This window comes from Acrocarpospora sp. B8E8 (assembly GCF_039871605.1).
Lineage (GTDB): Bacteria > Actinomycetota > Actinomycetes > Streptosporangiales > Streptosporangiaceae > Acrocarpospora > Acrocarpospora macrocephala.
Genome location: NZ_JBDPLV010000079.1, coordinates 1 through 13520, shown reverse-complemented (window position 1 = coordinate 13520; position 13520 = coordinate 1). Strand labels below are relative to the sequence as shown.

Annotated in this window: 12 protein-coding genes; 4 read left to right on the top strand and 8 right to left on the bottom strand. The window is 69.0% G+C overall.

Translation table 11 applies throughout. The features are described 5' to 3' along the window. Positions 1 to 18: 18 nt before the first annotated feature. Together galE and ABGB08_RS45485 are read left to right on the top strand one after the other, a co-directional pair. A complete protein-coding gene (gene galE, locus ABGB08_RS45490; protein ID WP_347603971.1) occupies positions 19 to 957 on the top strand; it encodes a UDP-glucose 4-epimerase GalE in 939 nt (312 codons plus the stop codon). Positions 958 to 997: 40 nt separating this feature from the next. After that, positions 998 to 1144, top strand: a complete 147-nt coding sequence (locus tag ABGB08_RS45485; RefSeq protein ID WP_155360535.1) for a hypothetical protein — start codon at positions 998 to 1000, stop codon at positions 1142 to 1144. On the opposite strand, the gene ABGB08_RS45480 is transcribed toward ABGB08_RS45485, so the two are convergent. The 5 genes from ABGB08_RS45480 to ABGB08_RS45460 all read right to left on the bottom strand — a co-directional run bounded on the left by ABGB08_RS45480 (position 1121) and on the right by ABGB08_RS45460 (position 6696). Continuing rightward, positions 1121 to 1957, bottom strand: a complete 837-nt coding sequence (locus ABGB08_RS45480) for a hypothetical protein (RefSeq protein WP_347603969.1) — start codon at positions 1955 to 1957, stop codon at positions 1121 to 1123. The two genes, ABGB08_RS45485 and ABGB08_RS45480, sit on opposite strands and share 24 nt — an antisense overlap. A gap of 156 nt (positions 1958 to 2113) precedes the next feature. Beyond that, positions 2114 to 3856 (bottom strand): serine/threonine-protein kinase, encoded by a 1743-nt coding sequence (locus ABGB08_RS45475; protein WP_347603967.1) that lies wholly within the window; start codon positions 3854 to 3856, stop codon positions 2114 to 2116. A 118-nt stretch (positions 3857 to 3974) separates the two neighbouring features. Next, entirely contained in the window at positions 3975 to 5192 is a 1218-nt protein-coding gene (locus tag ABGB08_RS45470; RefSeq protein WP_155360538.1) for an NADP-dependent isocitrate dehydrogenase, read from the bottom strand. Positions 5193 to 5288: 96 nt separating this feature from the next. Next, positions 5289 to 5573 (bottom strand): DUF3017 domain-containing protein, encoded by a 285-nt coding sequence (locus tag ABGB08_RS45465; protein ID WP_155360539.1) that lies wholly within the window; start codon positions 5571 to 5573, stop codon positions 5289 to 5291. After that, a complete protein-coding gene (locus ABGB08_RS45460; RefSeq protein WP_347603964.1) occupies positions 5560 to 6696 on the bottom strand; it encodes a citrate/2-methylcitrate synthase in 1137 nt (378 codons plus the stop codon). Before ABGB08_RS45460 ends, ABGB08_RS45465 begins: the two co-directional genes overlap by 14 nt. A 167-nt stretch (positions 6697 to 6863) precedes the next feature. On the opposite strand from ABGB08_RS45460, the gene ABGB08_RS45455 reads away from it, so the two are divergent. Beyond that, on the top strand, positions 6864 to 7532 hold the full coding sequence (locus ABGB08_RS45455; protein WP_155360540.1) for an FHA domain-containing protein: 669 nt from the start codon (positions 6864 to 6866) through the stop codon (positions 7530 to 7532). Positions 7533 to 7625: 93 nt separating this feature from the next. Here ABGB08_RS45455 and purH read toward each other — a convergent pair whose 3' ends face one another. Further along, the gene (gene purH, locus ABGB08_RS45450) at positions 7626 to 9167 is read right to left on the bottom strand and encodes a bifunctional phosphoribosylaminoimidazolecarboxamide formyltransferase/IMP cyclohydrolase (RefSeq protein ID WP_347603962.1); all 1542 of its coding nucleotides are present in this window, start codon (positions 9165 to 9167) and stop codon (positions 7626 to 7628) included. Continuing rightward, positions 9164 to 9805 (bottom strand): phosphoribosylglycinamide formyltransferase, encoded by a 642-nt coding sequence (gene purN, locus ABGB08_RS45445; protein WP_347604016.1) that lies wholly within the window; start codon positions 9803 to 9805, stop codon positions 9164 to 9166. Before purN ends, purH begins: the two co-directional genes overlap by 4 nt. 59 nt (positions 9806 to 9864) lie before the next feature. On the opposite strand from purN, the gene ABGB08_RS45440 reads away from it, so the two are divergent. Continuing rightward, positions 9865 to 10269: a hypothetical protein gene (locus ABGB08_RS45440; RefSeq protein ID WP_347603960.1), complete on the top strand. Its 405-nt coding sequence runs from the start codon at positions 9865 to 9867 to the stop codon at positions 10267 to 10269. A 185-nt stretch (positions 10270 to 10454) separates the two neighbouring features. Here ABGB08_RS45440 and ABGB08_RS45435 read toward each other — a convergent pair whose 3' ends face one another. Then, positions 10455 to 12884 carry an SEC-C domain-containing protein gene (locus ABGB08_RS45435; protein WP_347603958.1) on the bottom strand — a complete coding sequence of 810 codons (2430 nt, stop codon included), beginning with the start codon at positions 12882 to 12884 and terminating at the stop codon, positions 10455 to 10457. Between the last annotated feature and the right edge of the window lie 636 nt (positions 12885 to 13520).

Below are 13520 nucleotides of genomic sequence, written 5' to 3'. Positions count from 1 at the left end.
AACTGAACAGGATCAAACGTGAAGCTTTTGGTAACCGGGGGCGCGGGATTCATCGGGAGTGTCGTCGCGGCGCAGCTGGTCGAGGCCGGGCACGCGGTCACCGTGCTGGACGACCTCTCCACCGGCCACGCCGACGCGGTCCCCGCGGCAGCGACCTTCGTGGAGGGTTCGATCACCGAGCCCGGAGATCTGACCGGTTTCGACGCCGTGCTGCACTTCGCCGCCAAATCCCTGGTCGGCGAGTCGGTCGAGCATCCTGACCGCTACTGGGCCAACAACCTCGGCGGCACGCTCACCCTGCTGGACGAGATGCGCGGCGCGGGCGTCGGCCGCATCGTCTTCTCCTCCACCGCCGCCGTGTACGGCGAGCCCGAGCGCACTCCTATCCGCGAGTCCGACCCGACCCGCCCGGGCAACCCCTACGGCGCGTCCAAACTGGCCGTGGACACCGCCCTCACCACCTTCGCCACCCTGTACGGCCTGGCCGCCGTCAGCCTGCGCTATTTCAACGTCGCCGGCGCGTACGGCCGCTTCGCCGAACGCCACACGCCCGAGACGCACCTGATCCCCAACGTGCTCAAGGTCGCCCTGGGCGAGCGCGACTCGATCAGCCTGTTCGGGTCCGACTACCCCACCCAGGACGGCACCTGCGTCCGCGACTACGTGCACGTCGCCGACCTGGCCCAAGCCCACCTGCTGGCCCTGGACGCCTGCACGCCGGGCATACACCGAATCTACAACCTGGGCAACGGCACCGGTTTCTCCAACCAGGAGGTCATCGACGTCTGCCGCGAGGTGACCGGCCACGAGATCCCGGTCGTGGCCGCGCCCAGGCGGCCCGGCGACCCGGCCGTGCTGGTGGCCTCCTCGGACCTGATCCAGCGCGAGCTGGGCTGGAAGCCGGAGCACGCCACGCTACAGAGCATCGTCGAGGACGCCTGGGCGGCTCTTCGGTAATTGCCCCAATTCAATCCGTGAAATGTGATGAGATCTCATCATGAGGGAACTGCTTCCCAAGCTGGGTCTTGTGGCCCTCATCGTGCTGGGCAGTCTCATCGCCGCCGCCGGTGTGGTGTTCGCCACCGGCGGCCCGGAGCCCCAGCCGTCCGTCAAATGCCCCTCAGCGGGATTTAGCGGGGCTTAGCGGGACGGCGAGCCGCAGATGGGCCTGGTTGTTGGCGGGGCGGCGGTCGCCCAGGTCACGCGAGTAGACGGTGGCCTGGGTGCGGACCGGGCGTTCCGGGGCGCGGAAGGCCAGCTGGAACCGGGCCGAGGCGCCCGACCTGATCGGCGGGAGCGTGCAGCCGACCAGATTCGCGTGGAGCTGGCAGCGCGCGCCCGTCCCGGTCAGGAAGCGCGCCCGGCCCGACTGCACGTAGACGATGGCGTCCCGAACCTCTCGGGGGCCCCGATTGTGCACGACCGCGTCGACGGAGTACTCCTCGCCCGGATGGGCGGCGCGCCGGGCCGGGACGAGCCGGACCGCGAGATCGGCGCCGTCGTCCACCTTGGTGAGGGCGTTGACGCGGTTGTTCTGCTCGTCCGCGTCGACCACCTCGGAGACGAGCGTGGCCTGGGCCCGGAGCGGGCCGCTCGCGCTGGGCCGTACCAGGCCGGTGATGGTCACCCCGCCCTTGCCGCCGGCCAGGATGTCGCGCGGCGAACGGCAGACGACCTCGTTGTAGCCGCGCCCGGGCAGGCACTCGGCCACGTCCACGCTCATGATCTCGACGTCGCGCGGGATCCGGACCGTGAGCACCGGCAGCACCGCGTCGCCGGGCCCGGCGTTGCCGACCGTGACCCGGTAGGTGATCGTCTGCCCGGGTTGCGCTATCGACGGGAAGGACTCGATCTTCACGGTCAGATCGGCGCCGCCGAACGGTCCCTCGGCCCGTGCGGGCGGCGCCGCGACCCCCGTGAGCAGGCTGACCAACGCGGCAACGACCCAACGACCCATGAATTCCCCCGAACTCTCGGATCCAATTCAAACCCGGACGGTCGGTGGGGATCGTGGTGACACGCCGCTAATAATTAGAAAGGCGTGATCTGGCAGCCGCAGCGGTGAGTCGCCTGGTCAGCGGCCATGCGGCTGTCTGGAACGGGTTTCTGATTATTAACAGGCCACCCGTTCAGGAGTGTCCGTCTCAGGGGTGAAGGCGACCCTGCCGAAGAAGCGTTTCAGCAGCGTACGGGCGGCGCCGGTCTCGTACATGTCGAGGATGGCCTGCCGGACCGGCTCGCAGGTCCGCTTGTCGCCCTTGGGCAGCGCGACCGCGTAGCGGATGCCGTCCAGGCCCAGGCCGAGCACCCGGAACTTGAGGGTCTTCTCGCGGTTGGCGAAGCCGGCCAGGATCAGGTCGTCGCCGGGGATCGCGTCGACCAGACCACCCTTCAGGAGGTTCATGCAGTCGCCGTAGTTCGCCGCGACGACCGGCGTCATCTTCACCCGGGCCAGGACCTGGTCGGCGCTGGTGCTGTTCGGGCGCGCGCAGAGCCGTTTCCCGGTCAGCTGGGCCTCGGTGGTGATCTTGGCGTCCTGCCGTACCAGCACGTCGGTCTTGGCCTGGTAGTACGGCCCGGCGAACGTCACCTCGTCGGTCTTGAAGTCGTCGTAGGAGTAGGTGGCCAGCACCAGGTCCACCTGGCCCAGCTTCAGCGCGTCCACGCGGGTGAAGCGGGTGACGGTCTGGAAGCTCACCCCGCTCGCGGGCACGCCGAGCTTGTCGGCGATGTATCTGGCCACCTCGACCTCGAAGCCGCTGCTGGCCGTCCCCGGTTCGGCGAACGCGAGCCCCGGCACGTCGTTCCTGACCCCGATGATCAGCTTGCCGGTGGCGGCGGCCTTGTCGAAGACCGAGGTGAACGCGGTAGGGCGTGGGGTCGTCGGCGTCAGGGTGGGGGTCGGCGTGGGGGTGACGTCGAAGGGCATCAGCACCGCGCCGGCCACCACCCCGCCGATCACCAGCATGGACGAGCCCACCGCGAGACCGGCGGGCAACCAGCGCCGCCGCTTGCGCTTCGGGGGGAGCACGATCGTGGCGGGCACGCCCTCGCCCGCGCGGCCGAGCAGCCGGGCCAGGATCTGGTCGGCCGTCGGCCGGTCGGCGGCGGTCTTGTTCAGGCAGGCCCGGACCACCCCGCGCAGCGGCTCGGGCAGCGGGGTGACATCGATGTCATGGTTGAGGATGCGGTTGAGCACCACCGCGATCGAGGAGCCGCCGAAGGCCACCTGGCCGGTCGCCGCGTAGGCCATGGTCGCGCCCCACGCGAACACGTCGGTGGCCGGGCCGATGTCGTCCCCGGAGATCTGCTCGGGCGCCATGTAGGCCGGCGTGCCGACCGCCCTGCTGGTGATCGTCCCGGTCGAGTCGATGATCCGGGCGATGCCGAAGTCGACCACCCGGGGACCGTCGGCGGCCAGCAGCACGTTGTCGGGCTTGAAGTCGCGGTGCACGATTCCGGCGTTGTGGATGGCGGTGAGCGCGGTAGCCGTACCGACCGCGAGCCGGTCCAGCTCGGCGCCGCGCAGCGGGCCCGAGCCCTCCACCGCGTGCCGCAGCGACTGGCCCTCGATGTATTCGCTCGCGATGTACGGCGTGTCGCCCTGCAGGTCGGCGGCGATCACCCGGGCGGTGCGCTCGCTCGCCACCCGCTGCGCGGCACGTAACTCCCGGGCGAACCGGGACCTGGCGATCGCGTCCCCGGTGAACTTGACGTGCAGCAGCTTGATCGCGGCCCGCTCCCCGGCCTGGTTCTCGCCCAGGTAGACGATGCCCTGACCGCCCTCACCGAGCTGCCCGGAAATAGTGAAGGGCCCGATTTGTTTCGGATCCCCCGGCCCGAGCGGAACGATCATCTCAGCCCCATGATTCTGCAAAGTACCGACTTGCAGCACTTTACGACCCCAAGGGACATGATGATCCCCCGTACGCGAAAGGGCCACCCTCGGGCGGCCCTTCACGCGAAACGGGGGTCTAGCGCGCCATCTTCTTCTTCAGGTTCTCGTCCAGCGCGGCCAGGAAGTCCTGCGTGGTCAGCCACTCGGCGTCGCCGCCGACCAGGAGCGCCAAGTCCTTGGTCATCTGGCCGCCCTCGACGGTCTCCACGCAGACCTGCTCCAGCTTGTCCGCGAAGTCGATCACCTCGGGCTGGTTGTCCAGCTTGCCGCGGTGCTGCAGGCCGCGGGTCCAGGCGAAGATCGACGCGATCGGGTTGGTGGAGGTGGGCTTGCCCTGCTGGTGCTGGCGGTAGTGCCGGGTGACCGTGCCGTGCGCGGCCTCGGCCTCCACGGTCTGGCCGTCCGGGGTCATCAGCACCGAGGTCATCAGGCCGAGCGAGCCGAAGCCCTGCGCCACCACGTCGGACTGCACGTCGCCGTCGTAGTTCTTGCAGGCCCAGACGTAGCCGCCCTCCCACTTGAGCGCGGCGGCCACCATGTCGTCGATCAGGCGGTGCTCGTAGGTGATCCCGGCGGCCTCGAAGTCGGCCTTGAACTCCGACTCGAAGATCTCCGCGAAGATGTCCTTGAACCGCCCGTCGTACGCCTTGAGGATCGTGTTCTTGGTCGACAGGTAGACCGGGAAGTTGCGGTCCAGGCCGTAGCGGAACGAGGCGCGGGCGAAGTCGCGGATGGACTCGTCCAGGTTGTACATGGCCATGGCCACGCCGCCGCCGGGGAAGTCGAACACGTCCAGTTCGATCGGCTGGCTGCCGTCGCTGGGGGTGAAGGTCAGGGTGAGCGCGCCCTCGCCGGGGATCCTGATGTCGGTGGCGCGGTACTGGTCACCGAAGGCGTGACGGCCGACCACGATCGGCTTGGTCCAGCCCGGGACCAGGCGGGGGACGTTGGACATGATGATCGGCTCGCGGAAGATGACGCCGCCGAGGATGTTGCGGATCGTCCCGTTCGGGGAGCGCCACATCTTCTTCAGGCCGAACTCCTCGACCCGGGCCTCGTCCGGCGTGATGGTGGCGCACTTGACGCCCACGCCGTACTGCTTGATGGCGTGCGCGGCGTCGATGGTGACCTGGTCGTCGGTGGCGTCCCGGTGCTCGATGCCGAGGTCGTAGTACTTGAGGTCGACGTCCAGGTAGGGCAAGATCAGCTGGTCCTTGATGAACTGCCAGATGATCCGGGTCATCTCGTCGCCGTCAAGCTCGACGACCGGGCCCGCTACCTTGATCTTGGGCATGCGTGGGGTTCCCCTTCTGAACGAACACAATCCTGCTGCGGCAGTCCTTTTTTGCGGCGCCGTTGAGGCTATCGAACCGGCGTTACCGGTCCGCGACTAGGGCGCGTGAAAGTCGATGGAGAAGGCGATCGCCCCCACCACCAGGAGGAATCCGAACACGGCCAGGGTGAGCACGTCCGTCTTCCTGCTCCGGATGGCCAGCGCTCCGGTGCTCCGGCCGGGCACCACCAGCCGCAGCCCGGCGCCACCCAGCATCGTGATCCCCATGACCATGGCGGCGGTGGGCGGGGCGTAGCCCAGGGCGATCAGCCCAAGACCGGCAGCCGCACCCGCTGCCACCAGCAGGTACGGCCACCAGGGGGTCTTGTTACCGTTCGTCAATCGGGGTCCACTTCTGGTCGCGCTCGCCGATGTACTCGCTGTCGGGGCGAATCAGCCGGTTGTCGGCGTGCTGCTCGATCACGTGCGCGGTCCACCCGGCCATGCGGCTGACCGAGAAGACCGGCGTGAACAGATCAGTTGGAATCCCAAGGTAGTGGTAGACGGTGGCGGCGAAGAAGTCGACGTTGGGGTAGAGGCCCTTCTCGGCGAGAACCACCTCCTCCATCTCCTTCGACATCCGGTAGTAGGTGTCGTCCCCGGACGCCTCGCCCAGCTCCCGCGACATCGCGCGCAAGTGGGTGGCCCGCGGGTCCTCGACCTTGTAGACGCGGTGCCCGAACCCCATGATCTTCTCGTGCGCGGCCAGCTTGTCGCGGACCGCCTGGGCCACCCCGGTGGGGTCGAGGCTCTCCAGGGTCCGCATGACCTGCTCGTTGGCGCCGCCGTGCAGGGGGCCCTTCAGGGTGCCGATGGCGGCCACCACGGCCGAGTGCATGTCCGACAAGGTAGCCGCGCAGACGCGGGCCGCGAAGGTGGACGCGTTCATGGTGTGGTCCGCGTGCAGCACCAGGCACTCGTCGAAGATCTCCACTTCCCGGTCGGACGGCAGCCGCCCGGTGATCTGCAACAGGAAGTTGGCCGCGATGCTCAGTTCGGGATCGGGCTCCGGGATCTCGGTGCCGGTTCTGGAGGCGTGGTAGCGGGCGACCAGGAGCGGCTGCTGCGCGGTGAGTCTGGCCGCCTTGCGCAGGTTCGCGTCGGCGGCGTTGGAGTCCTTGTCCGGGTCGTCGGCGCTGGCCAGCGAGACCAGCGTGCGCAGGGCCTCCATTGGCTCCTGCTTCTCGGCGATCTCCGCCACGTTGGCCTGAACCAGGTTGCCGAGCTTCCGGCCACGGACCAATTCGTCGCCATATGCGGCGAGTTGTTCCCTGTTGGGAAGTTTTCCGTGCTGGAGCAGGTGAGCGGTTTCTTCGAAGGTGGTACGGCCGGCCAGATCGTGGATGTCGTAGCCACGATAGAAGAGCCGGCCCGCCTTGCCGTCGATGTCGCTCAGCGCTGTGGACGCGGCGACGACATCGGCCAGGCCTTTGGTGGGCTTGTCCGCCATAAGTGTTTCCTCCACTTATCTACGCTGGAAGTCTACCTGTGAGCAGGTAAAGGGCTTTGCAGAGGTCCAAACCAATTTCGTGAGAGATTCTCCGTTGGGCCAAGCGCGATTCCCCATCACCACGTTTGGGTAAGCCGGAGGTGTAGGGAAAGTAACGGCGGGCTACCTGGGGAGGAACTGCCGTGGAGGGGCCGTTCATACGGATCGAGGACACCGGCGAGGTGGTGCCCTTGCGCCCCGAGATCACCACGATCGGCCGGGGCCGAGGGGCCGACATCCGGCTGACGGATCCGAGCGTGTCACGACTGCACGCCGAATTCGTCCGCCGCGGGCCGTACCTGTATGTCGTTGACCTGGGCCTGTCCAGGAACGGCACGCGGGTGAACGGCAGGCCGATCGCCCGGAGGGTGCTCGACGACGGCGACGTCGTGTCGTTCGGCGCGGCCAGGGCCAGGGTCGGCGGAGTGCCCCGCGAGGACATCGCGCCCGAGGTCGAGCTGCGGCGGGCCGCCGCGCCCGAACTCACCCGGCGTGAGGTCGACGTGCTCACCTCGCTGTGCCGCCCGGCACTGTCGGACGAGGCGTTCGTGGCTCCGGCCACGGCCCGCGAGATCGCCGACGACCTGGTGGTGACCGAGGCGGCGGTCAAGCAGCACCTGCTCCGGCTCTACCAGAAGTTCCGCATCCCGGAGGGCACCAACCGGCGCACCCGCCTCGCCAACGAGGTGGTCGCGCTGGGCCTGGTCCGGCCGACACCGGTGGTCCCGCCGCAACGGGCGACCGAGTCGGCGGCCCCACCCGGGGCGCCCGCGCAGCCCGCGGCGGGAGCCGCGAGCCGCCGGGCCAGTTGATTAACCGCCTGGTCGGCGGCTATGCGGCTGTCTATGGGACGGGTTTCCGGTTAAACCTCGGCGCGGTGTTCGCCACCGCGCCGAGCAGGACGGCTAGTGGTAGAAGTGCCGGGTGCCGGTGAAGTAGAGCGTCACTCCGGCGGCTTCGGCGGCGGCGATGACCTCCTCGTCCCGGATCGAACCGCCGGGTTCGACGACCGCTCGCACGCCCGCCTCGATCAGCACCCGCAGGCCGTCCGCGAACGGGAAGAACGCGTCCGACGCGCCGACCGCGCCCACCGACCGGTCCCCCGCGCGGGAAACCGCCAGGCGCGCCGAGTCGACCCGGTTCACCTGGCCCATGCCCACCCCGACCGACGCGCCGCCGGAGGCCAGCAGGATCGCGTTGGACTTGACCGAGCGGCAGGCCCGCCAGGCGAACGCCAGATCCGCCAGGACCTCGTCCGAGGCGGGCTGCCCCGCCTTGAGCTCCCAGCTCTCCGGCTGGTCGCCGGGGGCCTGGAAACGGTCGGTGCGCTGCACCAGCAGGCCGCCGTCGATCCGCCGGAACTCGGCCGGGTTGGCCGGGCCCTGCGGGCAGGCCAGCAGGCGCAGGTTCTTCTTGCCGGTCAGCAGCGGCAACGCGTCCGCGGCGTACGACGGCGCGATCACGACCTCGGTGAAGATGGGCGCGATCTGCTCAGCCAGCTCGCGGGTCACCTCCCGGTTGACGGCGATCACCCCGCCGTACGCGGAGACCGGGTCGCACGCGTGCGCCTTACGGTGGGCCTCGGCCACGTTATCGCCCACCGCGATGCCGCACGGGTTGGCGTGCTTGATGATCGCGACCGCCGGGTCCGCGAAGTCCCAGGCCGCCCGCCAGGCGGCGTCGGCGTCCACGTAGTTGTTGTAGGACATCTCCTTGCCCTGCAGCTGCTCGGCGCCCGCGAGGCCGCCGGTCTGGCCCGAGTACAGGGCGGCCTGCTGGTGCGGGTTCTCGCCGTACCTGAGGGTGGCGCGGCGCTGCCAGGACGCGGCCATGAAGGTCGGCCAGGCCTCCTCCGCGGCGTACACGTTGGCGAACCAGGAGGCGACCTCGATGTCGTAGGAGGCCGTGTGCGCGTAGGCGCGGGCGGCCAGCCTGCGGCGGTCGGTGAGGGTGAAACCGCCCTCGGCCAGGGCGGTCAGCACCTCGGGGTAGGCCCTGGGGTCGGTCACCACGGCGACCGTGCTGTGGTTCTTGGCGCCTGCGCGGATCATCGCGGGGCCGCCGATGTCGATCTGCTCCACGCAGTCGGCGTCGGACGCGCCGGACTCCACCGTCTCGCGGAACGGGTAGAGGTTGACCACGGCCAGCTGGAACGGCTCGATCTCCAGCTCCTCCAGCTGCTTGACGTGGGATGGCTTGGCCCCGTCGGCGAGCAGGCCCGCGTGCACCCGCGGGTGCAGGGTCTTGACCCGGCCGTCCAGGCACTCGGGGAAGCCGGTGAGCGACTCCACCTTGGTGACCGGGATGCCGAACGAGGCGATCGCGGCGGCCGTGCCGCCAGTGGAGACGATCTCCACGCCGCTCGCCTCCAGGCCGCGGGCCAGCTGCTCCAGCCCGCTCTTGTCGTAAACGGCGATCAACGCGCGCCGGATGGCGATCCGAGTCACGGGTGCTCCTCCTGTGTTGTGTCCCCTGGTTGCGCTACCCGGCCGAACCGTACGCGCCGGCCGTGGGCGTGCCAGCCCTCGCGGGCCAGCCGGCCCACGACCTCGACCAGCAGCCGGCGCTCGACCGTCTTGATCCGCTCGTGCAGCGTGCCCTCGTCGTCCTCGTCCCGTACGGCGACCGCCTCCTGGGCGATCACCGGGCCGGTGTCCACGCCCGCGTCGACCAGGTGCACGGTGCAGCCGGTGACGCGCACGCCGTACGCCAAGGCGTCGCGGACAGCGTGCGCGCCCGGGAAAGCGGGCAGCAGGGCGGGGTGGGTGTTGACGACCGGCCAGGCGTCCAGCACGCTCGGACCGAGAATCTTCATGAATCCGGCGGAGACCACGAGATCTGGTTTGTACTCGGCGATGCGGGCGGCCAGCGCCGCATCCCAGGCCGCGCGGGTAGCGTGGTCACCGACCCGGACGACGAACGTCGGGACGGCGGCGCGCTCCGCGCGGGCCAGGCCCTCGATGCCGTCGCGGTCGGCCCCGACGGCGACGACGGCGGCGCCGAAGGCGTCATCTGCCGCGGCGTCCAGCAGGGCTTGTAGGTTGGTCCCCGAACCCGAAACGAGGACCACGAGCCGGGAAGACAGGACGAATCTCCTAACGGCGAGTCAACGGGTGCGGGAAAAGGGTATCGGGCGAGGAGAACGTGACTACACCGCTGCAAGTGTCGACGCCGGAACTGGGCGGGCGCCGGGCGCTGACCCTGGCCCTGATGGCGCTGATCTTCACATTCATGCTGCCCGCCGCGGGCCTGGCGCTGTCGGTGTTCGGCTTCGTGGTGGGCGTGCGAGACGCGCGCCTGCTCGGCCGGGCCAAGCAACGCGCCGGGATGGCGGTCAGCGCCATCGTGATCTCCGTGATCGCGTTCCTGCTCGGGGCTGTGACCACGCTCGTGCAGGTGTACTTCTCGGCCGAGCTCACCGCGTACGCGGAGTGCCGGAAGGGGGCGGGGACGGTCACGGCCGAGCAGGAGTGCACCGGGGCGTTGAAGCGCGCCCTGGAGAACAAACTGGGCGTGCCCTGGCCGTCGGACATGCCACTGCCTGGGTGACCAGCTTCGCGGGCTTTTGGCCCCCGGCCGACACCGCTCTGATGGGGGTGTATCGATTCTCCTGAAGAGTGGTGTTGATGGCGAGTGTGAGGGGGCGGTCCGACAAAACCCGTGCCCGAAGGCCCGCCGGCTGGTTCAGGAGTCACCCCACGGTGCAGAGCAGTCTCTATGGGGCAGAAGTTTCTTCACCTGGCCCGTTCCATCCCCAGCTCCCGCCGGATCCATGCGACATCCATGAGGAGTGGACGGCCGTGTTCGAGGTTGCGGTCGTTGTTCCAGTCCATATCGTCCAGCATCATCTCCAGCTCCGCCTGGACCGCGCCGCCGACCTGGGACGCCTCGCGGGGCGTCATGCCCAGATCGTTGGGAGTGTCCGGCCAGGATTCCCGGTGGGCGCGCCACATGTCCTGCTCGGATCCCTCGGCGGAGACGAAGAAACTCTCCATGACCAGGGCGCGAGCGCGCGGGTGCGGCTCGCCGCCCATCCGGTCGGCTCTCCTGGTCACCTCGCGGGTGCCTGGCGCGATCACACGCACGATCTCCTCGAACTCCGCGAGCCGTTCCCTGGAATTGGCCCACAATCTCCAGCGGCCACCCTCCCGGGTCACTCTGCCCAGGCTGGTGGTCTTCCCTCCCCTTTCGGCGTGAAGCTCCAGGATGTCGTCGTCGATCCGTACCAGCCGGTCGTTCAGCCGTGACCAAGCCCGCCGCTCGTCCGGCACCTCCCAGACCACGTCGGTGTCGAAGTACTCGTGGCCGTCACCGTTGCGCAGGTGCGGTTCTGGCCGCGGCGCGAAAAACTCGGCCACCTGATGCGCCGACGGCCGTCCTGCGAGCAATTCGCTCAGTTCACGGCGCTGCTCACGAGGGACGCGCGCGGGTATCGTGAGCATGCGCGGCCGCGTGTCATCGTGCAGGATCCGGCCACAGAACAGCTCCAGACGGCGTACAGAAGTAGAGAGCAACCTGTCCTTGAGAAAGACCGGCTCCCCATCGGGTAGCGCGCGGACAGTGACGCCCACACCGGGCCGGACGTCTCGGACCTCGAATGACCCGATCGGGATGTGCCGCCATGACTCGACCAACCGCCGCTCGTCCTCGCGCAGCCAGCCACCCCGGTCACGCAGGAACCGCTCGGTGAGCCCGCAATCGGTGAGCAACAGGTCGACGCAGAGCATAGCGCTCTGCTCATTGCCGCCGCTCCGGCCGAGGAGCTCGCTGAGCGTCTCCCCCGCGCGAGCGCGCTGCGCGTAGGTGGCCAGCAGCGCGTACACGGCCTCGGCCCGGTCGGCGAGCGGATGTACGGCCTTGGCCGCGCAGCACGCCTTGTACTTGCGGCCGGAACCGCACGGACACGGCTGGTTGCGTCCGGTCGCCGACTTCGGGTCGACCAGCAGTCGCTTGATCGGCCCACGCAGCGCCTCGGATGGATGGTGGCCACTGTGGCGCAGATAGTCATCGGCGGCCCGCATGTCGCCCCGGCAGGCTGCGTACTCTCCGGCATCCGCCAAAGCCGCAGGAAGATCCGGCTGTGCGGCCAGCGCCTCATGCACCAGGCGCTCGGCGGCTTCCGAGTCACCGGCGCCCTCGGCGGCCCGGGCAGCTAACATCGCCACGGCCGCCCGCTCCAGTCCGGTCCGCGCGATGCTCCGCAGCTCGGCCAGTTGCGGCCCGAACCGAGTGCCCTCGGCCGTACGGCGTTCCACCTCAGCCGCGACGTAGCCGACCACGGCGGGGGTGGTCGACAGGTAATCGCGAAGCAGCGACGGCGCGTGCTGAGGGTCGTCGTCGATCCAGGCCAGCAGCAGGCCGAGCGCCATCGTGCCCGCCACGACCTCGGCTCGGTCAAGGCCGCGAATCCTGGCCAGATTCCACGGAGCGCCCGGGACGCCGACGCATCCGCCAAAGGTCTCCATGCCGGCCGCGCGCAACATGCGCGCCAGTGGCGGCAAGGGGGATGCGAAGTTCGTCGGCTCGGTGAGCAGTAACTGAAGGAGGATCTCGTGCAGCGGCGCGACCGTGATGTCGGCCGTCTCCTCCAGATAGAGGTTCAACGCCTGGACCGAGGCCATGACGCAGGCGTCGCGAACCCGCTCGGCGCGGCGGGTAATCTTCGGCAACCGCGCCCTGGAGATCTCCAGGCTGCCGTCGCGCAGCCGCACCGACAGCAGATCTCCCGCCGAGAATCCCGTCAGCCAACCGTCAGGCCCGGTCAGCAGTTGCCCGATCATGCCGCTCCCCGCGGGCAGACCTGTGCCGACGAAGGCAGGCTGATCCAGCATCGTCGTCGCCTTCACCTCGCCTCCTCCCGCCAGCGGCAGCCCGGCTTTGGCGAACTGCGCCCACAGCGCCAGATCGTCATCAGCGGCCAGCATCCCAGACTCGATCTCGGCCGCGCTCAGCTCATGCGTGAACGCCACTCCGTCGGCGAGGAGCAGCCCGTTCACCCACTCTCCCGCTGGAGTCGGCACCAGATATGGGTGCGCCTCCAACTGCCTGCGCAGGACGACGGGCAGGACGTCCGCCATCGAGGCCAGCTTCTCCAACGACGTCGGGCCCTGTTCCGCGAGCCGCGTGGCGATCTCGTCAACTCGTGGGTGGAGGTTGTTGATCACGCGTAAAGCGTAGCCATGCGCTGTCAGCCCAGCAGCCTGTTCAACCCAGATGAAGGGCCGCGCCCAGAACAATCGTCAATATCCGATTTCACGCGATCTTGCGTCCGGCGAGATCACCGCACGAGCACACCTCGAGTACACCGGAGATCGAAAACGCCATTCCGGATGTCATCTGGTGCTCGTCCAAGGCGATTTAGCACCGAGAAACCCAGATCATGACGCATGCGCCGGGGTTTCACCGGGTGCGCGACAATCGACGCCATGGCGCGCATCGAGGTCACCTAGGAATCCCTGCGGCAGGGGATCGACGAGTCCCTCTTCAACGCCGGACTAGCCTTGATCACTAAGGAACAGGTGATGAGCCTGAGTTGGCGGGGGGGGGCGTCGATCTCCGCGGCGGTGGACTGCCACGCGGTCACCGCCACCATCCGCCCGGCGGGCATGCACTCGTCCCGTGCCCGCGGTGGGTCCTCGCCCTGTCTCCACGCGGTCGCCGCTCGCCCCTCGATGCAATGCCACTCAGCCTAAATTGATCATGGATTGACGTGCGGTGATGTGCCCCTGCCGACCGCTTCGAGGGCGGATGCCAGGGAGATCCACTACGGTTCGTGATCGTGATGGAGACCGGAGAGCAGT

Coding starts and splice junctions, on each gene's coding strand:
- ABGB08_RS45475 (WP_347603967.1), bottom strand. CDS start 3,856: ATGATCGTTCCGCTCGGGCCGGGGGATCCGAAACAAATCGGGCCCTTC.
- ABGB08_RS45485 (WP_155360535.1), top strand. CDS start 998: ATGAGGGAACTGCTTCCCAAGCTGGGTCTTGTGGCCCTCATCGTGCTG.
- ABGB08_RS45470 (WP_155360538.1), bottom strand. CDS start 5,192: ATGCCCAAGATCAAGGTAGCGGGCCCGGTCGTCGAGCTTGACGGCGAC.
- ABGB08_RS45480 (WP_347603969.1), bottom strand. CDS start 1,957: ATGGGTCGTTGGGTCGTTGCCGCGTTGGTCAGCCTGCTCACGGGGGTC.